General features: G+C 64.1%; 18 protein-coding genes. 7 read left to right on the top strand and 11 right to left on the bottom strand.

What is annotated here, in order from left to right:
- Window positions 1-169: 169 nt before the first annotated feature.
- Genes EJ072_RS34155 through EJ072_RS34130 form a run of 6 tightly spaced genes read right to left on the bottom strand, consistent with a single transcriptional unit; the run spans window position 170 to window position 5,983 of the window.
- Entirely contained in the window at window positions 170-1,105 is a 936-nt protein-coding gene (locus tag EJ072_RS34155) for a phosphatidate cytidylyltransferase (protein WP_126083183.1), read from the bottom strand.
- Entirely contained in the window at window positions 1,105-1,764 is a 660-nt protein-coding gene (locus tag EJ072_RS34150; protein ID WP_126083182.1) for a lysophospholipid acyltransferase family protein, read from the bottom strand. Before EJ072_RS34150 ends, EJ072_RS34155 begins: the two co-directional genes overlap by 1 nt.
- On the bottom strand, window positions 1,761-2,204 hold the full coding sequence (locus EJ072_RS34145) for a hypothetical protein (RefSeq protein WP_126083181.1): 444 nt from the start codon (window positions 2,202-2,204) through the stop codon (window positions 1,761-1,763). Before EJ072_RS34145 ends, EJ072_RS34150 begins: the two co-directional genes overlap by 4 nt.
- Window positions 2,201-3,538 (bottom strand): phosphatase PAP2/dual specificity phosphatase family protein, encoded by a 1,338-nt coding sequence (locus EJ072_RS34140; protein WP_126083180.1) that lies wholly within the window; start codon window positions 3,536-3,538, stop codon window positions 2,201-2,203. The genes EJ072_RS34145 and EJ072_RS34140 overlap by 4 nt, the downstream gene beginning before the upstream one ends.
- A 12-nt stretch (window positions 3,539-3,550) precedes the next feature.
- The gene (locus tag EJ072_RS34135; protein WP_189343161.1) at window positions 3,551-5,338 is read right to left on the bottom strand and encodes a bifunctional alpha/beta hydrolase/class I SAM-dependent methyltransferase; all 1,788 of its coding nucleotides are present in this window, start codon (window positions 5,336-5,338) and stop codon (window positions 3,551-3,553) included.
- Window positions 5,339-5,374: 36 nt separating this feature from the next.
- Window positions 5,375-5,983, bottom strand: coding sequence for a CDP-alcohol phosphatidyltransferase family protein (locus EJ072_RS34130; RefSeq protein ID WP_126083178.1), 609 nt, complete (start codon window positions 5,981-5,983; stop codon window positions 5,375-5,377).
- 275 nt (window positions 5,984-6,258) lie between these two features.
- On the opposite strand from EJ072_RS34130, the gene EJ072_RS34125 reads away from it, so the two are divergent.
- From EJ072_RS34125 to EJ072_RS34110, 4 genes are all read left to right on the top strand, one after another.
- Entirely contained in the window at window positions 6,259-6,738 is a 480-nt protein-coding gene (locus EJ072_RS34125) for a MarR family transcriptional regulator (protein WP_112130300.1), read from the top strand.
- The gene (locus EJ072_RS34120; protein WP_126083177.1) at window positions 6,735-7,925 is read left to right on the top strand and encodes an HlyD family secretion protein; all 1,191 of its coding nucleotides are present in this window, start codon (window positions 6,735-6,737) and stop codon (window positions 7,923-7,925) included. The genes EJ072_RS34125 and EJ072_RS34120 overlap by 4 nt, the downstream gene beginning before the upstream one ends.
- Before the next feature lie 296 nt (window positions 7,926-8,221).
- Window positions 8,222-9,754, top strand: coding sequence for a DHA2 family efflux MFS transporter permease subunit (locus tag EJ072_RS34115; RefSeq protein ID WP_126083176.1), 1,533 nt, complete (start codon window positions 8,222-8,224; stop codon window positions 9,752-9,754).
- A gap of 76 nt (window positions 9,755-9,830) precedes the next feature.
- Window positions 9,831-10,808 (top strand): 2OG-Fe(II) oxygenase family protein, encoded by a 978-nt coding sequence (locus EJ072_RS34110; RefSeq protein WP_126083175.1) that lies wholly within the window; start codon window positions 9,831-9,833, stop codon window positions 10,806-10,808.
- Between the two features lie 15 nt (window positions 10,809-10,823).
- Here the strand turns inward: EJ072_RS34110 and EJ072_RS34105 are convergent, their stop codons facing one another.
- A complete protein-coding gene (locus tag EJ072_RS34105; protein WP_126083174.1) occupies window positions 10,824-11,330 on the bottom strand; it encodes a CAP domain-containing protein in 507 nt (168 codons plus the stop codon).
- A gap of 167 nt (window positions 11,331-11,497) precedes the next feature.
- On the opposite strand from EJ072_RS34105, the gene EJ072_RS34100 reads away from it, so the two are divergent.
- Window positions 11,498-12,322, top strand: coding sequence for a DUF2189 domain-containing protein (locus tag EJ072_RS34100; protein WP_126083173.1), 825 nt, complete (start codon window positions 11,498-11,500; stop codon window positions 12,320-12,322).
- Window positions 12,323-12,399: 77 nt separating this feature from the next.
- Here EJ072_RS34100 and EJ072_RS34095 read toward each other — a convergent pair whose 3' ends face one another.
- Together EJ072_RS34095 and EJ072_RS34090 are read right to left on the bottom strand one after the other, a co-directional pair.
- A complete protein-coding gene (locus tag EJ072_RS34095; RefSeq protein ID WP_126083172.1) occupies window positions 12,400-13,032 on the bottom strand; it encodes a LysE family translocator in 633 nt (210 codons plus the stop codon).
- Window positions 13,033-13,119: 87 nt separating this feature from the next.
- Window positions 13,120-15,093 carry a pilus assembly protein gene (locus tag EJ072_RS34090; RefSeq protein WP_126083171.1) on the bottom strand — a complete coding sequence of 658 codons (1,974 nt, stop codon included), beginning with the start codon at window positions 15,091-15,093 and terminating at the stop codon, window positions 13,120-13,122.
- Between the two features lie 2,209 nt (window positions 15,094-17,302).
- Here EJ072_RS34090 and EJ072_RS34080 point away from each other — a divergent pair.
- Together EJ072_RS34080 and EJ072_RS34075 are read left to right on the top strand one after the other, a co-directional pair.
- Entirely contained in the window at window positions 17,303-18,151 is an 849-nt protein-coding gene (locus EJ072_RS34080; protein WP_126083170.1) for a TIGR01459 family HAD-type hydrolase, read from the top strand.
- 32 nt (window positions 18,152-18,183) lie between these two features.
- Complete coding sequence (locus tag EJ072_RS34075; protein ID WP_126083169.1) at window positions 18,184-19,167, top strand: bifunctional riboflavin kinase/FAD synthetase; 984 nt, start codon at window positions 18,184-18,186, stop codon at window positions 19,165-19,167.
- Between the two features lie 11 nt (window positions 19,168-19,178).
- Here EJ072_RS34075 and EJ072_RS34070 read toward each other — a convergent pair whose 3' ends face one another.
- Entirely contained in the window at window positions 19,179-19,733 is a 555-nt protein-coding gene (locus tag EJ072_RS34070) for an HdeD family acid-resistance protein (protein ID WP_126083168.1), read from the bottom strand.
- Between the two features lie 113 nt (window positions 19,734-19,846).
- Window positions 19,847-21,283: a glycosyltransferase family 1 protein gene (locus EJ072_RS34065; protein WP_126083167.1), complete on the bottom strand. Its 1,437-nt coding sequence runs from the start codon at window positions 21,281-21,283 to the stop codon at window positions 19,847-19,849.
- Between the last annotated feature and the right edge of the window lie 3 nt (window positions 21,284-21,286).

Raw genomic sequence — 21,286 nt, 5'->3', positions numbered from 1 at the left:
CTGAAAATCTTGCTGGCTGCGAGGCAAACCGGTGTTTCGGCTGACTTGTGCCGGCCAGAACGTATTGCAATTTCGGCGGCGCGAAATCCCGAACGGTTTCTGAAAATTTTCCGATGTTTGGGTGAGATGGCCTTTTTTGCGTCGCCGCCGTCACATGCTGAACGGGCGCTCACACCGTCCAGAAATAGCGCACGATGTGGAAGAAGATCGGCGCGGCGAAGACCAGGCTGTCGGTGCGGTCGAGCATGCCGCCATGGCCCTCGATCAGATGGCCCCAATCCTTGACGCCCTGGTCGCGCTTGATGGCCGAGGCGACGAGGCCGCCGAGAAATCCCATCGTGCAGGCGACGAAGGCAACGGCCGAGGCCTGCAGCGGCGAGAAGGGCGTGATGAAGGCGAGCAGCGCGCCAAGCAGGCTCGACGCGACCAGCCCGCCGATCAGCCCCTCCCAGGTTTTCGACGGCGACACGTTCGGCGAGAAGCGGTGTTTTCCGAACAGCTTGCCGAAGATGTACTGCAGCACATCGCTGCCTTGCACGACGATAATCAGGAAGGCGATGAGCAGAAGGTTGCGGTCTTCGAAACCAGGCACGTTGAGCGTCAGCAAAGCTGGCACGTGGCTGACGCAATAGACCGAGATCATGATCGCCCATTGCTGCGCCGAGACACGCTCCAGAAAACGTTCGGTGTCGCCATGCAGCGCCGTGATCGCCGGCATCAGCAGGAAGCAGTAGACCGGGATGAAGATGACGAAGAGGCCGTACCAGGCAGTCCACACCAGCCAATACTGGAAGGGGATGACGATGCCGAACATGCCGAGCAATACCCAGTGGTCGCTGCGGCGGCTGTGCGTCAGCGTTACGAATTCGCGCAACGCCGCGAACGAGATCAGCGCGAACAGGATGGTCATGCCGTAACGGCCGAAGAAAAAGGCGACCGTCATCAGCGCCACCATCACCCACCAGGCATTGATGCGCTGGGTGAGATTGACGAGCGTCGCGCTCAGCGGCTTCGGCGCGCGCATCGAAAGGATACCGGCGGTGACGCTGGCGGTGCTCAGCACCACGAAAAGGCCGATGATGAGAATGCTGATTTCGTGGCGCATCAATCGTCTCGGTCGGGGCGCGGATTGAGCGCCAGAAGCTCGGCGCGGGCGCGCTGGAGGAAGGCGCGCCGCTCTTCGCCCGGCCCCACAACGACGGGCGCGCCGAAGACGACGCGGCAAAGCAGCGGCACAGGCAGGAACTGGCCCTTGGGCAGCACGCGCGACATGTTCTCGATCCAGCAGGGGATCAGCTCGACGTCGGGCCGCGCCATCGACAGATTGTAGAGGCCGGAACGAAAAGGCAGCAGCTCGTCGCTGGTGTTGCGGGTACCTTCGGGGAAGATGATCAGCGAATGACCCTGGTCGAGCACGGAGAGCATGATCGAGATCGGGTGCTCCGCTTCGCTCGTCCAGGTCCGACTGATCAGCACGGAAGACAACATGTCCTGCGCGATAAAGCGGCGAAGCCGCGACTTGCCCCAATATTCGGCCGCGGCGATGGCGTGCGTCTTGGCACGCTCCGTCTCGCTGAGGCAGGCCGAGAGCAGGATGAAATCGCCGTGGCTGGTGTGGTTGGCGAAATAGATGCGCTGCCGGTCGGATGGCTCGCTGCCGCTCCAGATCGGCCGCACGCCGGTGACCGCCCATGCCATCGCCGACAGGCCGACCGAGGTTACGGTCTGCAACAGCGTGTAGGTGCGCAGCGAAAGCTTGCTCATCTCGGCATCCAGAATCCGGCGGTGAGGAACGCGACGACGAAGACCGCGAAGGCTATCCGCTGCCGGGCCAGCAGGCGGCGTGTTCCGGCGATGCGATCGTCGAGCGGGCGTGGCGTGGCCGGGGCGGGCTTCAACCGCATGCGCGCCAGCATGTCGTCGACCGCGGCGCCTCCTGATATCTCGTCGCCATGCGTCGCCATCAGCCGGAACAGCAGAGCATCGAAGACGAGAAGCGCCGAGAACCCGAGCACCACCACCGCGCTCGCCGCCGCAACGAGCAACGCCAGCACCGCAAGCGGCGCTTGGAACGCGCCGCGCGTCGAGGCGACCAGCGGCGCGATGCTGTCGCCGGCGATCACGATCGCGGCCGGCCATGCCGCCTGCTTGACCAGCATGGCGGCGAAGGCGGCCGTCTTGCGCTGATAGGCGTCGTCGCTCATGCCGGCTCGTCCAGTCCGAGCTGAAGATGCACCGGCCGGCCGGAAGCGGCGAGCTGCTTGCGCGCCTGCGCCGGAGTGTGCGAGCGGCCGCTGGCAACCAGCCAGCGGGCGACGACTGTGGCGCTGCGCTGAAAACCGAGCGCGCAGCAGACCAGCACAGTGCCCTGCCGGCGCGCCGGCTCGATTGCCGCCACCGCCTCGTCGAGCGTCTCCGCGGGCGGCGGCAGAAGATCGAGCATGGGAAAGCCGATCCAGCGGCCCGGCGCGTCACGCGGCCGCTCCAGCTCGGCGGCAAGATCGATGACCGTGCCGAAGGCGTGTGCTTCGGCAGCGTCGGGAAATCGCCCGAGAAAGACACCGTCGATGACGGCAACCACCGGCGGTAGCCTGCGCGTCCAGGCCCAGACATTGACCCTGGCGCCCAGCCGGTATGGCCAGAGCAGGATGCGGCTTGCCAGCGACACGCGGCCGTCCGCTGTCTTCTGGAATACTTTTGGCCCGGCTCCGGCATAGCCGAAAGCGACGATGGCCAGCGCAAGTGCCGGCCACAAAAGGATAAGCGCGAGCGCCGAGAAGAAGGCGCCGATGGCTGCACCGGCGAGCGCCAGGGCGGCGCCCAGCGCGTAGCAGAGCGAAAGCCGCCGCGCCTTGCCGTCTGCAGTCAGACGGAAGCCGGCGAAGGGCAGCTCGCCCCGGGCCGGAAACAGCCACAGCGCGAAGAAGCCGAGTAGCGCGCCGGTCGGGATATCGATGAAATGGTGCTGCCAGGTTGTCAGCACCGAGGCGCCGATCAGGAAGCACCAAACGTGCCAGAGCGTGAGCAGGAGGCCCGAAAGGCGCTGGCGCCAATGATCCCAGATGATCGCCAGCAATGCGATATGCAGGGACGGCGCCTGGTTGAACGGCTTGTCGAAGCCGCCGAGCACGGCAAACATGAAGCCGGGCAGGCCGGTCGTCGCCGGCCGCACAAAGGTGGCGGTCAGCGGAAACAGGATGAAGCAGGAGACGGCGACGACCTGCGCGGTGAGGTAGCGGCCAGCCAGCCGGTTCACGCCCTGCCGGCTGTCGTTGAGCAGCAGCGACAGGGCGTAGAAGAGGTTGATCGACCAATAGGGCACGATCGTCCAGGCAAGGAATGGAACGTGATGTTCCCACGAGAACACGATGCTGCCGACTTGATTGCGTTTCGAGGCCAGCCAGTTGGCGAAGCCATAGGTCGAATAGAAGAACGGCGCGAGGAAGGCGAGCCACAGCGCCGCCCGAAGGACGACACGTCCGTAGGGTTCGGCGGCTGCGCTGGCTGAAAGTGGCGGGGGCTCGGCGCTGGCGGGCATGCGTGGACGGTCCTAAACCCGCCTTGCCAGCGAGACGGTGAAGATACCCCATTGGTCGATGCGCTGGTCGAGCTTCTCGAAGCCGGCGGCTTCGACCAGCTGGTCCATCTCGGCTTGCGTGCGCCGCCGCATGACCCAGGCCTGGCCGCCGCGATGCGAAGTCAGGCTGCGGGCGATCATCTCGAGCTGCGGGTGCCAGGGCTGGTTGGTGTAGATCAGCAAGCTGCCCGGCTGCATCGCCTGGGCTAAGCCGCCGAGCGAGCGGGCGATCAACGCATTATCCGAGAAGAGCTCGTAAAGGCCGGAGACGATGGCAAGATCCGGCGCCGGGTTCAGCGCGGCCAACCCGGCGTCGTCAAAGGCGTCGGCGCGCCGGAACGAGACGCCGGCCGGCAATTGCCGATCGGCGATCAGCTTGCGGCCGAGTTCGACATTGATGTCGGAATAGTCCTGCAGCCGCACGCTGGCCGGCTGCTCGGCGCTCTTGCCGACGGCGTCGAGCACGTAGCGGCCGTGCCCGGCGGCTATGTCGATTATGTGGCCTGGACGTCCGGCCGCCTTCAGCGTTGCCAGCGCCGAACCGATCAGCTCCTCGAGGTTGAGCTTGCGCTGGCGGATGCCGCGCCAGCCGATGGCGTCGAGAAAAGTCCTGTCGACCATGCGGCCGATTGGCCCGAGGCCACGCGCCTCGTTCTCGTAGACATGGTCCAGCGTCGAGCCGGAATCGAAACCGGTGCCGACGCCGATCTTCATGCCGCGCGAGAACCAGCTGCCGATGCGGATGAAGGCGCGGCTCATGGCCCAATAGAGGCCCCTGGGCGACAGAAGATCCAGCGGCGAGGCGAGCCTGTCGGCCTCGTCGCGCGTGTAGCCGGCGATGTCCGCCTGCTTCAGGTCGATGGCTTCGGCCGGCGAAGCAAATTGCCCTTCGATGAACGGCCGGATCAGGTCGAGCGCCTTGGCGCGGTCGCGCTCGCCGAGCGTATCGTGGAAGAAGCCCGGCAGCACATGCCGCTCCTTCACGCGGCTGCCGAGATTGACGAAGAAATCGTGCTGCGGGCCGTGCCGCACCACCCAATCGCTGCCGGACAAAAGAAGCTGCGTCGGCACGGTGATGGCGCGGGCGTCGGAGACGATGCGCGCCGCATGCTGGTAGAGCTCGACCAGGATATTGGAAGCGATCGGACGCGTGATCAGCGGATCGTTCTCGAACGAGGCGATGCGCACCGGGTCATGGGTCAGCAGGCTCGCCTTGACATAGGAATTGACGAAGAAGCGCCCGTTGATCCTCTGCCATAGCGCGATGCCTTCCTTGGCGAAGGGCACGTAGAGCTTGACCGAGAATGCCGGCGAGGCAAGCACCATGGCGCGCAGTTTCGGCGCATAGTCATGCATCCAGGCGGCGGCGAGCACCGCGCCGAAGGATTGCGCGATGAGCGCCATGTCCTGTGCGCCAAAGCCGTCCTTGGCCGCGATCTCGCGCATGAAACAGTCGATATCGCGCACCAGCGCCGCAAAGGACGGCGCATAGCCGCGCTCGCCGGCGGAGCGGCCGTTGCCACGCGCATCCCAGGCATAGAAGGAGTAATCCGGCATTCGCAATTCATCGACCAGATGCGCCATGCGGCCGCCATGCTCGTGGCCGCGATGGAAAAGCACGACCGCGCCTTTGGCCTCGGCAGATGCGGCCGGCCAGAAACGGTAGAAAATCTCCGTGCCGTCATGGCTGTGGAAGCTGCGTTCCTGCGCCTGTCGCGTAAGGCTTTCCGCCGGCGCGGCGGCGATCTCTTCGTGAAGCATGCTGTTCCCCTCGTCCGGCATGGCGAGCCTCGATGCTTAGCCGGTGTTGCCAGTAAGACCGGCACGTATCCGGTTTATGGCGGTCAGCAGCGACAGCGTAGCCATGGCCGGAAACACAAACGGCGCGATGGCCGCGGGCCACAGCCCGAAGGCGCACAAGGCCGCGACCACGCCGAGCCCAAGCGCCCGGTCGCTCTTGCCGAACGGGCCGGCATAGTTGCGTCCGATGCCTGCGGGGATGCCGAGCACGCCAGCGAATTCTGCGAGCATGGCCGCCATGGCGAAGGCGACGACACCCCAGACGCCGAACTGCGCAAAGGCTGCGAAGGGCAGGATGAGCGCCAGGTCGGAAACGACGTCGCATATTTCGTTCAGATACATGCCCAGGGTGGAGGCCTGGCCATGCTCCCGCGCCAGCATGCCGTCCATCGCGTTGAGGGCCATGCGCACGAACAGCAGCAGCGGGATGAGCAGCACAAGCACGCGCGAACCCTGCGCCGCCGCGATCGCCACGCCGGCCGCGACCGAGAGCGCGGCCGCCAGCAAGGTGATGAAATTGGCTGTCACGCCCATTGCTGCCAGCCGGCAGACAAGCGGTCGCAGCCTGTCCTGGAAGGCCGGCTTCAGCGCATAGAGCGTCGGCATTGCGTGATCCCCCGATCCACGGTGCAAGCTTTACCACGGGCGAGCCGAGCGGCGCTAGCGTGTGGCAGAAAACACAGTGAATTTTCAGACGGTTGTCGCCTTGCTGTGAACGCATCGCCTGAAACCGCAGCTTCGGCCCCGGATAGCCGTTCACCCATTGCCGGATTCACCGGGCGCTAACCATGAATGCACCAAATGCCTGCCATGACGACTTGCCGGCTTCTGGCGCAATGCTTCCCCTTGAATAATAAGCACGCTTATTATATGTATCGCTCATGGTTTCGGATGGCATCGACAGATTGGGATTTTTGATCCACGACGTGCAGCGCCTGATGCGCAAGCGCTTCGAGGCGCGCGCCAGCGGGTTGGGGCTTTCCTCCGCGCAATGGCGGCTGATGGTGCGCGTCGCCAAGGAAGAAGGCATCACGCAGGCGCGGCTGGCCGAACTTCTCGAAATCGAACCGATCAGCGTCTCGCGCCTCGTCGACCGCATGGAGGAGGGCGGCTGGATCGAGCGCCGCCAGGACGCCACCGACCGGCGCGTGCGCATGATCTTCCCGACCGAGAAGGCGAGCGCTGCCTACGCGGATGTCAAAAGCCTTGCCGGCGAGGTCTATGAGGAGTCGCTGACCGGCGTTTCGCCTGAAGATCGACGCATCCTGATCCGGGTGTTGGACACGATCGTGCAGAACCTGACGGACGGCGAGGCATCGTCCCTCGAAAAGATCAAGAGCAGGGAAGGGGCAGCGGCATGAGCGCAGCAGCCAAGCGGGAAGAGGACAACGTCACCAAGCTGAACGCGCCGGCACAGCCGGTCGCTGAAGCGCCGGCGCAGCCGGCTTCCGCCCCGGTCGCCGTGGCTCCGGCGCCGGTCGCGCCGAAGAAGAAGCGCCGCCTCGGCCGCTTCCTGCTGATGGTCGCGCTGCCGCTGGCGCTGCTTGCCGGCGGCTCCTATGTCTGGGTGACGGGCGGCCGCTATCAGGAAACCGAGAACGCCAATCTGCAGCAGGCCAGGATTTCTGTCGCCTCCGACACGGCCGGCCGTATCGTTCAGGTCGGCATCGCCGACAACCAGCTGGTCAAGCAGGGCGACCTTCTCTTCGTCATCGATCCCGAGCCTTACAGGATCGCGCTCGCCCAGGCCGATGCGGCGGTCGCCGCGGCGCGCCTCAATGTCGAGCAGCTGCGCGCCGCCTACAGCCAGGCGATGGCGCAGGAGAAGTCCGCTTCGAGCGAGGTCGACTATGCGCAGTCGCAATATGACCGCGCCGCCGATCTCGCGCAGAAGGGCATCAACGCCAAGTCCTCGCTCGATCAGGCCCGCAACGATCTTGACAAGGCCAAGCAGCAGCTGGCCGTCGCGCAGCAGGGCATCGTCAGCGCCAAGGCGGCGCTCGGCGGCAACCCCGAGATCGAGACCGACCAGCATCCGACCGTGATGGCCGCTTTGGCCGCGCGCGACAAGGCGGCCTATGACCTGGCGCAGACGACGGTGAAGGCGCCGGCCGACGGCGTCATCTACCAGGCGGCTTCCTTCAAGGTTGGCCAGTATGTTTCCGTCGGCACGCCGCTCTTCGCGCTGGTCGAGACCGGCGACACCTGGATCGACGCCAATTTCAAGGAGACCCAGCTCACCAACATGAAGCCGGGCCAGAAGGCCGAGATCGTCGTCGACACCTATCCGGGCCGCACCTTCGAGGCGACCGTCACGGCGATCGGCGCCGGCACGGGCGCGGAGTTCTCGCTGCTGCCCGCGCAAAACGCCACCGGCAACTGGGTCAAGGTCACGCAGCGCATTCCCGTGCGCCTGGAACTGACTGATCCTGATGCCAAGATGGCGCTGCGCACCGGTATGAGCGCGACCGTCACCGTCGACACCGGCGTGGCGCGCGGCCTGCCGTCGATCTTCGGCCATGCCACGGCAGGAGAGCACGCGCAGTGACAATACGCCCCCGTAAATCGGGGGCGGAGCAGGGGATTGGTCTGATGGGAGGAGTGAGAAGGATAAGCGTTTAAGATCAGCCGCTTGGCGGCGCGATCAAAACCGAAACCTTCGTCACGGACCCGTCGGGCCTCAGGTTTCCGGGCGGCAGGCATCCGCTCCAACAGAGACTTTCAGTCGATGTAACCCCCACATCGATGGTCGCGTCCCACCGCGATGAAGGTCTCTCTGCGGAAGGCATTGCCGCCCGGAAACCCAGTGTACACGTTTTTGTTACCCGCTGGAAGTTCAGCATCATGAGCACGCCCGAACCCTTCAAGGAAGTGCCGCATCGCGGGCTGATCACCGTCGCGCTGATGCTGGCGACGATCATGCAGGCGCTCGACACCACGATCGCCAATGTCGCGCTGCCGACCATGACCGGCGACCTCGGCGCGTCGCCAGACAACATCAACTGGGTGCTGACCTCCTATATCGTGGCGGCGGCGATCATGACGCCGGTTACCGGCTGGCTCGCCGACCGGCTCGGCCGCAAGGAGCTGTTCCTCGCCTCCGTCGTCGGCTTCACCATCTTCTCCATGCTCTGCGGCCTTGCCTGGAGCCTCGAGACGATCGTGCTCTTCCGCCTGCTGCAGGGCGTGTTCGGCGCCGCCATCGTGCCGCTGTCACAGACCTTCCTGCTCGACATCAACCCGAAGGAGCGCCACGGCCAGGCGATGGCGATCTGGGGCGCCGGCATCATGCTTGGGCCGATCCTGGGGCCGACGCTCGGCGGCTGGCTGACGGAAAACTTCAACTGGCGCTGGGTGTTCTTCATCAACCTGCCCGTCGGCATTTTGGCCTTCCTCGGCATGGCCGCCTATCTGCCCGTCATCGCCAAGCGCGTGCGCGGCTTCGATTTCTTCGGCTTCGCCATGCTCTCGCTCGGCGTCGGCGCGCTGCAGCTCCTGCTCGATCGCGGCGGCGAGGTCGACTGGTTCAACTCGGCCGAGATCTGGATCGAGCTTGCTCTGTCGCTCACAGGCTTCTGGGTGTTCATCATCCATACGGTGACGGCAGAGCATCCCTTCATCGACCCAAAGATCTTCCTCGACCGCAATTTCGTGACCGGGCTGGGCTTCATCTTCGTCATGGGCGTGCTGATCCTGGCCTCGATGTCGCTGTTGCCGCCGATGCTGGCCAACATCTTCGGCTATCCGACCGTGACCATCGGCGTCGTGCTGGGTCCGCGCGGTATCGGCACGATGATCTCGATGCTGGTCGTCGGCCGCATCATGCACAGGTTCGATGCGAGGATCCTCGTCGCCATCGGTTTCCTGCTGACCGCGCAGTCGCTCTACACCATGGCAAGCTTCACGCCGCAGATGGACAATTGGCTGATCCTCACCTCGGGTGTCATCCAGGGTCTCGGCATGGGCATGGTGTTCGTGCCGCTGTCGACGGTCGCCTTCGCCACGCTCGACGCCCGCTACCGCACGGACGCCACCTCATTGTTCAGCCTGGTGCGCAATCTGGGCTCGTCGATCGGCGTGTCGGTGGTCGCGGCCTTGATGGTGCGCAACACCCAGATCAACCACACCGAGCTGTCGGCCTTCATCAACCCCTACAATCCCAACCTATGGGCTGCCTCGCCGGCGGCCGCGAGCGGCAACGCCGCGGCTCTTTCGCAGGTCGACCGCGCGGTGAATGCGCAGGCGATGATGATCTCCTACATCAACGACTTCAAAATCCTGATGGTGATGACGCTGGCCGCGATCCCGTTCGTCATCCTGCTGCGCAAGCCCAAGGCGGCGCCGGCGGGCGGTGCGCCGGCGGCGCATATGGACTAGGACCGCCACACCAGTTGGTCCTAGATAATGGCCCGGACAGGCTGCATCGTCCCCCCATTGAGCGGTTGTGAACGCGATGCAGACATTTTCCGTATTCGATCTCGGACGCTTCGAGACCGCAAGTGCCGCGGAGAAAAAGGCGCTCGGCCGCGAGGTTGACCGCATCTGCCGCAGCACCGGTTTCCTGGCGGTCAAGAACCACGGTGTTCCGCAAGCTGTGATCGACGCCGCCTGGTCGAAAGCGAAGGCTTTCTTCGACCTGCCGCCCGAGGAAAAGCAGCGCTCGAAGGCGCCCTACAAGGGTTATCCCTACGGATATCTCGGCCCCGAGCTGGAGGCGCTGGCAAAATCCCGCAACGTCGACACGCCGCCGGACTTGAAGGAGAGCTTCAACGGTGGGCCGCTCCGCGTGCCGCCGGGCATCAAGGACCCGGAGGCCCTGGCCTTCTGCTATGCCGAGACGATCTGGCCGGCCGAGCCCGAGGGCTTCATCGAAGCCTGGAAGGCCTATTATGCGGCTCTCGAGGACCTTGCGTTGCGCATCATGCGGGTCTTCGCCACCGCGCTTGATTTGCCGGAAACCTATTTCGATCCTTTCCTCGATGCGCCGATCAGCGCGCTGAGAGCGCTGAACTATCCCGAGCAGCATCTCGCGCCGAAGCCCGGCCAGATCCGCGCCAGCGCTCATACCGACTATGGCAGCCTGACCATCCTGCTGCCGCAGCCAGGGTCGCGCGGGCTGCAGATCGTCACGCCGGGCGGCGAATGGGCTGAGGTGCCGCCAGTGCCCGGCGCCTTCGTCATCAACATCGGCGACCTGATGGCGCGCTGGACCAACGATCGTTGGGTGTCCACCGTGCATCGTGTCGTCAACCCGCCGGCGCAGCAGGGCGGCAAGGATCGCCGGCAATCGATGGCTTTCTTCCACCAGCCGAACTGGGACGCCGAGATTGCGGTTCTGGACGCATGCCTGTCCGAGGGAGAGGCGCCGAAATATGAGCCGGTCCGCTCCGGCCCCTATCTGATGGGCAAGTTCAAGGCGACGACGAAATAGGGCGGGGGCCGACGCCTATCGGCCGAGCACCAGCGCCCAGTAGCGCAAGCCAGGATCGCGGCCGTTGCGCACATAGGCGAGCCCGAAGCGGCTGAAGTCCGGATCGAGCATGTTGCGGCGGTGGCCGTCCGAATGCATCCAGATGTCGAACAGTTTTTGCAGGTCGAAGCGGCCTTCGGCGATGTTTTCGGCCGCCGCGCCCCGCACGCCATTGTCCTTCATGCGCGAAGCGAAATCCTTGCCCCAACCGGTGGTGTGGCTCATGCGTTCGCGCGATGCCATGTAGCCGGCCTGCTGCAGCGCCGCCTGTTCGAGCTGCGTGTCGTGAACCAGCGCTGGCAGCCCCGCCGTGGTGCGAATGCCGGCCAGCGTCGCCGTGGCGGACGAAGAGACGCCGGCGCCTTCGCCGGTCGGCACCGTGACCGTGCTGCAGGCGGCGATGCCCGCAAGTGCCGCAAGGCCAGCGGCCTTGATCAGCATGCGACGGTTCATATCGGGGAGGGCGGTGGTCGAGATGCTCATCCGGTCTCTGATACCGGCGATCGTGGCTTTTGCCGGGCAACCGATGAAAATCGCATGAAGCGGCGACTTTTCGCGGAAGATCGGTTATCATGCCGGCGTTCTTGAAAGTGGCAGCCATGGGCGGCCACCCAGGCGGTGACCGCCCCCGATATAAACGGAGGACGGTTATGGCCGGTTTTCATGTCATGACGGACGCGTACGGCGCACATGTTCAGCCCACGGTGCGCCACATCTCGACCGCGGATCTTTGGGACGCGCTCAAGCTCGGCGCCGAGGATTTTTGGGCCAAGCCTTCGCATTACGTGTTCCTGTGCCTGATCTATCCGATCGTCGGCCTGATCCTGACGCAATGGAGCTCGGGCTCGAACGCCATCCAGCTCGTCTATCCACTGATGTCCGGTTTCGCCCTGGTCGGTCCGTTCGCGGCCATCGGCCTCTACGAGATCAGCCGCCGGCGCGAGCTTGGCATGAGCAGCCGCTGGCACCATGCGCTGGACGTGCGCCATTCGCCGGCGCTGCCGTCGATCGCGGTCATCGGCATCCTGCTCTTCGCGCTGTTCCTGTTGTGGCTGTTCACCGCCCAGTCGCTCTACACCAGCCTGTTCGGCGCCGAGCCGCCTGCTTCGGTCGGTGCCTTCGTGCGCGACGTGCTGACGACCGGCAAGGGCTGGACGCTGATCCTCGTCGGCAATGCCGTCGGCTTCGTTTTCGCCGCTGTCGTTCTAGGCACCACCGTCGTCGCCTTCCCGCTGCTGCTCGACCGCGACGTCGGCGCCGTCGCGGCGATCGAGACCTCGGCCCGCGTGGTGATGGCCAATCCGCTGACGATGGCCCTCTGGGGCCTGACGGTCGCCGTGCTCCTGGTGATCGGCTCGATCCCGCTGTTTGCCGGACTCGCCGTCGTCATGCCGATCCTCGGCCACGCGACCTGGCACCTCTACCGCAAGGTGGTCGAGCCGGAGCAGATCCGGCCGGTGCGCCGCCCGATGTAGAGGTAGGCCCGTAGGGTGCGTTGGGATTCAGGTCAGGGCGCCATTCGCGGCCGGCCTCACCTGAATATCAATGCGCCCTATCTCTGCGCCTCGGTCGCCATCTTGAGCGCCAGCGCCGTCAGCACCGTGCCCATCATCCAGCGCTGGACGACCAGCCAGAACGGTCGTCCGGCAAGGAAATTCGCGATCGAGCCGGCGGTCACCGCGATGATGGCGTTGACGGTGAGGCTGATCGAGATCTGCGTCACGCCAAGCACCAAAAGCTGCGACAGAACATGGCCCTTGGCCGGATTGATGAACTGCGGCAGCAGCGACAGATAGAGCACCGCGACCTTCGGGTTGAGCAGGTTGGTCATCAGCCCCATGACGAAAAGCTTGCGCGGCCTGTCCCTGGGCAATTCGCGGACCTGGAAGGGCGAGCGTCCGCCGGGCTTGAGCGCTTGCCAGGCGAGCCACAACAGATAGAGCGCGCCGGCGAAGCGCAGCGCGTCGTAGGCAAAAGGCACGGCGAAGATCAGCGCCGTGATGCCTAAGGCCGCCGAGATCACGTAGAACAGGAAGCCCAGCGCCACGCCGCCGAGCGAGATCAGCCCCGCCTTCGGCCCTTGCGACAGCGAGCGCGAGATGAGGTAGATCATGTTCGGGCCGGGTGTGAGCACCATGCCCAGGCAGATCAGCGCGAAGGTGAGGTGGTTGGCGGCGTCAGGCATCGGGATCTCCGGAAAGTTCCCGAGATGTGCGCCGCTTCGTCAAACGTCGCAAGGGCTTGATGGGATTGCCCTTTACGCCAGCTCGCCTTACCCGACCACGCGCAGGTTCGACAACTCGTTGGCGATTTCCTTGAAGTTGTCGGACAGCGTCGCCCCCGTTGCGTTCCAGAACAGTTTTGCCGGTTTGCTGGGATCGGTCGGATCCTTGCGGAAGCGGGACTCGGAAGAGCATGCTTTCAGCGCCGCCATGGCCTTCTGGTCGCTCGAGCTGGTCGAGGACATGTCGAGCGCCACCGTCATCACCATGATATTGCCGGCCTTGGCATTGTCGCACAGCTTCGCCATTTGCTCGTTCATCGCCGCGGTGTAGTTGCTCGACGAATAGTTGAACTGGCCGATCGCGCTCGACGTGCCGCCGAACAGGCGGGTGACCGAGGTGCCGTTATAGCCGACGCCGGTATAGCCATAGGCGGCATAGGTCGACTTGTTGCCGGCCGGGTCCGAGCTGACCGTCGAATAGGTGTTCTCGCCGTCGGTGAGCACGATGACCACCTTGTCGTTGCCGCGCTCGGTTTCCGGCCTCCCCTCGGTGAAGGGCGGGGCGCTGGAGACGGTGCGCCAGCCCCAGGCCATGCCTTCGGGCACATTGGTGTTGCCGTTGGGCTGCATCAGGTCGATCGCCGCCTTGATGGCTGCGAGCCCATCGGTCTGGGTGACATCGGTGAGCGGTGTGATTGGCGTGGTGGTGCAGCTGTAGTTCGGGCCCGCGCCCTTCGACAGCACCGGCGCATCGATCGGCCGCGGCATGAAATACTTGGCCATGTTCGACTGCCTGGTCTTGCCGGTGGTGCTCGACGGGTCGTCGTTCCACCAGCTGTTGGCGGCGCCGTAGGTGACCGGGTTCGGCTCGTCGGGATCCTGCGTCACTTTCCAATGGTTGCCGGGTTCGTCCGGCGCGAACATCGGCACGAACATGGTCGCCGGATCTCCGACGCCGATGCCGGTGTTGTTGGGGCCGCCGGAGGCTGGCGTGTCGTCTACATTGTAGGGATATGGCCGCACTTCCACGCAACCCTGCCAGCTGGCGAACGGGCCATAGGTGTCGTTGTAGTCGTATTCGTCGTGGCTATCGGAACAGGTATGATTGGATCGGTACTTGTCGCAGACGACCCGCTTGCTGCCGGCGATGCGTTCGTGGCTGGTGACGACCTTCATATCCCGATAGAGCTCGAATCGGGTCAATATCTGGCCTTCCGCCGGACCCCAGCCGGTGCCTTTTTTATACCAGATGCCGTTGATTTTCTGAGCGTATTTGTCGGGGGCGTTTAGCGTCGACCAGTCGAAATTCTCGTTGGCGATCGGCGACAGCCCGTAGGTGTCCATCCAGGGGGCGTTGTCGTTGCTCGGCCCGACATTGACCGAGGCCGCGAATGGCACGAGGCTGAACTGCACCGGCTTGTCGATCTGCTTGATCTGCGCTGCCTGCAGCGCCAGCGTGTCGACGAGTTGCTTGGCGGCCTGCTTGAGCAGGTCGATGCGCTTCTGTCCCGAGCCGGTGCCGGGCGTTGTCATGGAGCCCGAATTGTCGAGCACCATCGCCACTTCCAGGGTGTTCTTCAGCCGCACCTGGGAACACATCTCGACCTGGATCGGCTTATGCGCGTCGCCGTCTGATGCGCCGCTGAGCAGCGCCGCCGCCGGATGGAAATAGGGATGATAGGTGAGCGTCGCGCAAAGCTTCATCAAGCCGCCGCCGGTTTGGCTGCTCGGCAGCGCGACATCGAGCGCAATGTTGGCGGGATCGATGGCGTTGAGATTGGAATTCAGGAAGGCAGCCGCATAGGCCTTGATCTCGTCGTCCGACGCACCCTGCGAAAGGCGCACCGCGGAGGCGAAATTGGCCGAGTCGAGCGCGTTGAGCACCATCTGCTTCTCGCGGTTGAGCTCGGTGAAGTCGACCCCCACCGCCAAGGCTCCCATCAGCGGAACCATGGCGACTGCCGTCACGAGGGCATAGTTGCCGCGGCGGTCACGGCAGAATTGGTGCCATAATTTGCGCATTTTGCTCGAGCAGCCCCGCTTATTGTGCTCAACTGACGATGCGCAGGTTCGACAATTCGCTGCCGATCGCCTTGAAGTCGTCCGACAGCGTGGCGCCGGTCGAGTTCCAGAACAACTTCGCGGGCTTGCTCGGGTCGGTTGGACCCTGCGGAACCGCGAATCCGATGCGCAGGCGGTAAGCGCCGAGATCGCCTTCTTCTCGGCTGTTTTTTGAATGCTGAGATCAAGGGAAACCGTCATGACGATGATGTTGTTGGCCTTGGCGTTGGCGCACAGCGTTTGCATCTGCTCGTCGAGAGCGGCGGTATAGTTCGCGTCGGTATAGGTACTTTTGCCGACGGCTGAGCTGGTGTTCATGAACAGGCGGGTCACCGAGCCCGAACCGGGATATACCAGTCCTGTATATCCATAGGCGGCATAGGTCGATCTGTTATTGGCATAGCTGCTGTCGTTGACTGAGCTGTAGGTATTGGCACCGTCCGTGAGCACGATGACAACCTTGTCGTTGCCTCTTTCGTTGTTATCTCGGCCCTCGGTGAAAGGCTCATTGCTGGAGAGAGTCCTCCAGCCCCATGCGAGTCCCTCCGGCACGTTGGTGTTGCCGGTAGGTGTCATCGCATCTATGGCGCTGAGGATCGTCTGCTTACCAGCGGTCGTCGCTACATCCTGTAACGGTGTGATTGGGCTCGTCGTGCAACCTGCGTTGGGGCCGTCGTCTGCCGACACGGTCGAAGCGTCGTACGGTTTGGTTAGAAAATATTTCCGCATATCCGCTTGGCGTTGAGGCACCGACAGACCGTCGCTCGAATCTATCCACCAGTTGTTGCTGTAGCCCCAGGAATTTGTGCTGGTGCGTGTGCTGTCGGTCCACAGATTACCTGCTTCGTCCGGCGCGAACATCGGTACGAACAGGCTGGCGGGCTTGCTCGCTGTCGGCGTCGTGTCGTCGACATTGTAGGGATAAGGCCTCGCCTCCACACAGCCTTTCCAGGCTTCATACTGTCCGGTTGTGGGGGTAGAATAGGTTTGGCAACTGCCATTGGACCGCTTCTTGGTGCAGGTCCGGGTCGTGGCCGTCATCTCCTCGTAGAGCTTGAAGCGGGTCATTGGGGTGTTCTGTCCCGCGCCCCAACCACTGCCGCGCTTCCAGCGAGCGTCACCAACTTTCTCAATATACTTGTTTGGATCGCCAGAAGCGGTCTTGGACATCTTCGTCCAATCGAAATTTTCGTGATGGATCGGTGAAATGCCGTCCAGATCCATCCAGGCTTTATCCTTGTTGGCTGGACCAACATTGACCGAAGCCGAAAACGGCACCAGTGAGAACTGCACTGGCCTGTCGATCTGTCTCATCAGATCCGCTTGGCCGGCAAGCATGTTCACCAGTTCGGTGGCGGCGGTCTTGAGCAGCGCTATGCGTTGCTGGCCTCCAGTGGGGGAGATGTCGCTCATCGAGCCCGAATTATCGAGCACCAGCGACACTTCCAGCGTGTTCTTGAGGCGGATCTCGGACCTGGCCGAGAAGTTGACGGTCGTCTGGCCGGGCGTTCCGCCAAGTAGCGCGACCGCAGCCGGCAGGAAATAAGGCTTGTATTGCAGCGCGGCCTCGAGGACCAGCGTGCCGCCGCCGGCGTTGTTGTTCGGCAGGGTTACCGCCAGCGTCGCGTTCGCCGGAAGGACATGCCTCAGGTTGGCCTCGAAGAAGCTTTTAGCGTAGGTCTTCGCGTCGGCGTCGCTGGCACCGGCGACGATCTGCTGTGCCGTTGCGAGCCCCGCCGCGTCTAGCGCGTTCAGCGTTTCCTGCTTCTGCCTGATCAACTCGGTGTAGTCGACGGCAATCGCCACGGCGCCCATCAGCGGTATCATTGTGATGACCGTCATCAAGGCGTAATTACCCCGCCTGTCGCGAAAAAAATCGCGGATCATTGCATTTACCCCCGCCAAGGATCCGTGCCGAGATACGACCATGGTCGCAGTTGCTGTCGTACCATAGTCATAAATCGTTAAATTTCAGCTTGCGCGAAACCATCAAGAACGCACCGCCTTTTTGACTGCGCGTTAACCCTGTGAGTCCGGGCGAGCGAGATCGAGGCTCGGGCCTGTGGTGATCGGGAAAGCTCGTGACAGGATCAAACGCTTCGGTTATGCGGGACCGTCCGTGGCCGACAGTCTGTCGCGGCCTGCCAGGAATCGAAATCAGGGACACGGCATGGCGGATTCGCCCGACATCATCGCTTCGCTCGACGATCTGGCGGGGCGCTACGCGGCCATACTGTGCGACGTCTGGGGCGTCGTTCACAATGGCGAATGGCATTTTCCGGCGGCCGCCGCCGCGCTTGCCCGGGCACGCGCGGCCAACGTGCCTGTCGTGCTGATCACCAATTCGCCGCGCCGCAGCGCCGACGTCATTGCCCAGATGAAGGCGATCGGTGTTCCCGCCGACGCCTGTGACCGGGTCGTTACTTCCGGCGACGTGACGCGCGACCTGATCGCCGACGGCCCAAGGCGGATCTTCCATATCGGGCCGGAGCGCGATTTCACGCTCTATGACGGGCTCGATGTCGATCTTGTCGAGGAATTCGAGGCCTCGGGTGTCGTCTGCACCGGTCTCTATGACGACGAGGTCGAGAAGCCCGCCGACTATGCCGAACTGCTGCATCGGCTGCGCGCCCGCAACCTGCCTTTCATTTGCGCCAATCCGGATATCCTGGTGGAGCGCGGCGAGCGGACCATCTGGTGCGCCGGCGCGCTCGCGCGGGAATACGCGCAACTGGGCGGCCGTACGCTGATTGCCGGCAAGCCCTTCGCGCCGATCTACCATGTCGCGATGAAGGAGGTCGCCGGATTGCTTGGCCGCGCCGTCGAACGAAGCGAGGTTCTCGCCATCGGCGACGGCATGATGACCGATGTCAAGGGCGCGGCCGACAACGGCTTTGACGTGCTCTATGTCTCGGGCGGCATCCACGCGCGTGAGCATGGCGACGATCCCGCAAGGCTGGCGGCCTTTCTCGAAAAGCACGGCTACCGGCCGGTCGCCGTCATTCCGCGCCTGCAATAGGTTGATAGTCTGGCCATGACGGGCGCTTTGACATGACGCAAGCCTTCGAACGTCTTTCCACAGCCGCGCCGCTGCCTGCGCATTTGCGCGGCGGCGTCGTGGCGATCGGCAATTTTGACGGCGTCCATCGCGGCCATCAGGCCGTCCTGGAGCGCGCGCTGGCTGAGGCCGGCCGCAATGGCGTGCCCGCCTTGGTGCTGACCTTCGAGCCGCATCCGCGCAAGGTGTTCCGGCCACAGGTGCCGCTCTTCGTGCTGACGCCGCCGCCGATGAAGGCGCGGCTGCTCGCCGGATTTGGCTTCGCCGCCTTGGTCGAGCAGCCGTTCACGCGCGATTTCGCCTCCCTCTCCGCCGAGGCTTTCGTGACCGATGTGCTGGAGAAGAATCTCGGCATCCACCATGCCGTTACCGGCTTCGACTTTCATTTCGGCAAGGACCGCCAGGGCGGCCCGGCCTTCTTGATGGCGGCGGGAGAACGGCATGGCTTCGGCGTGACCCTCGTCGACGCCTTCCGCGATGAAGGCGCCGAAGTTGTCTCGTCGAGCCGCATCCGTGGACTGCTCGCCGAAGGCAAGGTGGAGGAGGCCGCCGGCCTGCTCGGCTACCGTTTCACCGTCGAGGCCGAGGTGGTCGGCGGCCAGCAGCTTGGCCGCACGCTCGGTTACCCGACCGCCAACATGCGGCTTTCGCCGGAAGCCGCCCTGAGGGAGGGGATCTACGCCGTCCGCTTCCGCCGTGCCGACGGCACGCTTCATGACGGCGTCGCCAGCTTCGGCCGCCGCCCGACCGTCGACGACAATGGCGCGCCGCTGCTCGAGACCTACGTCTTCGATTTTTCCGGCGATCTCTATGGCGAGACCTGTGAGGTGTCGTTCTTCGGCTTCCTGCGGCCGGAACTCAAATTCGACGGCCTCGACGCGCTGGTGGCGCAGATGAAAACGGACGAGGCAGAGGCGAGGGCGCTGCTGGCGGGCGTGCGCCCGCTCTCGCAACTGGACGCCGAAATCGCGTTCTGATCGCCTGTCGCTTACCGTTTCAAGGCCAGCCCGATGGCGATGAAACTCCAGCCCTGGAAGACCAGGTCGATCGCCAGGAAGATGCCAAGCACCCAAAGGCTGTTGACCGGCCAGCCCATGGCGATCATCAGGCCGAGCAGAATGGTGATGATGCCGGCCGCGAGCAGCCATCCCCAGCCTTGCTCCGGCCGGTGGCTGAAGGCTACCCAGGATCGCAAAAGTCCCGAGGCGATGAGCGCGATGGCCAGCAGCAGCGTCAGCACCGCCGAGGCGAGCAGCGGGTTGTCGAAGGCGAAAAAGCCGGCGACGGCGTAGAGCAGGCCGCTCAGCAGCCAATAGAAGAAACGTCCCCAGGTCTTGACCCCGAAAGCGTGGATGATCTCGATGATGCCAGCCATCAGCATCAGCCAGCCGACGACATACACCGAGGCGACGGTGGCGATGAACAGATTGCCGAAGGCGATGCCGCCGAAGATCAGCAGCAGCACGCCGAGCGCCACGAACCATCCCCATTTGTCCCGCGTCTGGCCGATTGCGTCTCTGAGAGCGTCGCTTGGCAAAGTCATGGTTCATCTCCCTCGAAAATTCACCACCGGTCGTGCGGTGAAAGGAAGCTAGACCGAAAGGGGTTGTGCGTCCAGCAAAGGCGGAACCCTGCGGCGGCCGGGCGTGGCCGAGCCTAAGGCGTTCCTTCTCGCGCCGGCGCGACCTCGTCCGGGAACGGCGCAAGGGTGGCCTCCAGCGTCTCTCGGCCAGCCAGCTCCCAGCTTCGCGCCACGAATTGGCCGGCCTTCCCCTCGTAGCAAGTCCGGACCTCAGGCGAGGTGATCCATTCCCGCATGGCCTTTTCCCATCCTTCGACATCGAGTGGGTCAAGGCAGAGTCCGAATGGACCGACCACTTCGGGGATGGCTCCGCCTGTCGAGGCGATCAGCGCCTTTCCGTAGGCCAGCGCCTCGACGGGCGGCAGTCCATATCCCTCATAGAGCGACGGGTACACGCAGAACGCGCTGCCTTGGTAGAGCAGGGACAATGTCCCGTCATCGACGTTGTCGAGATGGATAAGGCTCTGGCCGTAGTCGGGATGGCTGTGAAGCTTCTCAAGGACCCCATCGACCATCCAGCCGCTGCGGCCGACGAAAACCAGCTTCATGCCGCTATGCGCGACCGTTCCGTCCTGAACGAGGCGCCGCCACACGTCCATGAGCAACGAATGGTTCTTGCGCGGTTCGATGGTGGAAACGAACAGGATGTAGCGACCTGCCTCAAGTCCGTCCGGCAGGGAGCCGTCCGCCTTCGATTTGCGCGCGCTGTCGCAGCCGAGCGGGACCAGTCTCAGGTCCGGCAGGTGAAGGCCGAGCCCGGCGGCATGCTCCTCCATATCGGCGGTGACGCGCTTCGACGTCAGGATGAACCGGTCCGCCAGCCTGATCGCCAGAGCCGCATAGTCCGTGAATCGGGTGACGTCATGCCGCTTGTACCAGTCGGGAAACTGGATCGGGATGATATCGTTCAACAGCACGATCAGCCTCGCGCCTGCCGAGCGGCACGCGCGCGAAATGACCCCGATATCGGTGTGCGACCAATCATTGTTCATCAAAAGCAGATGGTCGCCGGGCGCCGGCTCGTATTTGTTGCCGGCCACCGTCCGCAGCGGCACGATCCGGACGCGTGAACCGTTGTCGCGAGCGACCAGCCGTCGCTCGTTGGGTTTCATCAGCCGGTTTTCGACCCGCTCAAGCAACGGAACAAGACTGCTGTCCGGATTGTGCCGGGTGAACGCGCCGATTTCCGTTATCAGGATCCGGCGCGGTCTTATGATCGCCATCAGCGCCTGCCGCGCCCAGTTCGGCCATCGATCGTAAAACTGCACCTTGACGCGGGCAGGATCCGGATAAAAATGCATATCGCATGAGATGTCTCCGGCGATGATTTCCGCCGCCAGTTGCGGCGAGACCTGCCTGAGGACCCGGTCGACCGGGTCGAACACCGTGAACGCCACATCGGAGGCCGTGAACGCGGCCGCGGCCGCGCTGTAATGCCGCTGCACGCGGACCAGGCCGACCGGAGGGCCGAGCCAGCGCGCCATGCTGGTGAGATCGACGACAAGCCGCATCAG

This window comes from Mesorhizobium sp. M2A.F.Ca.ET.046.03.2.1, assembly GCF_003952425.1.
In the GTDB taxonomy this organism is placed as follows: domain Bacteria; phylum Pseudomonadota; class Alphaproteobacteria; order Rhizobiales; family Rhizobiaceae; genus Mesorhizobium.
The sequence above is the reverse complement of the archived record's forward strand: the minus strand, read 5'-3'. Positions and strand labels throughout refer to the sequence as shown.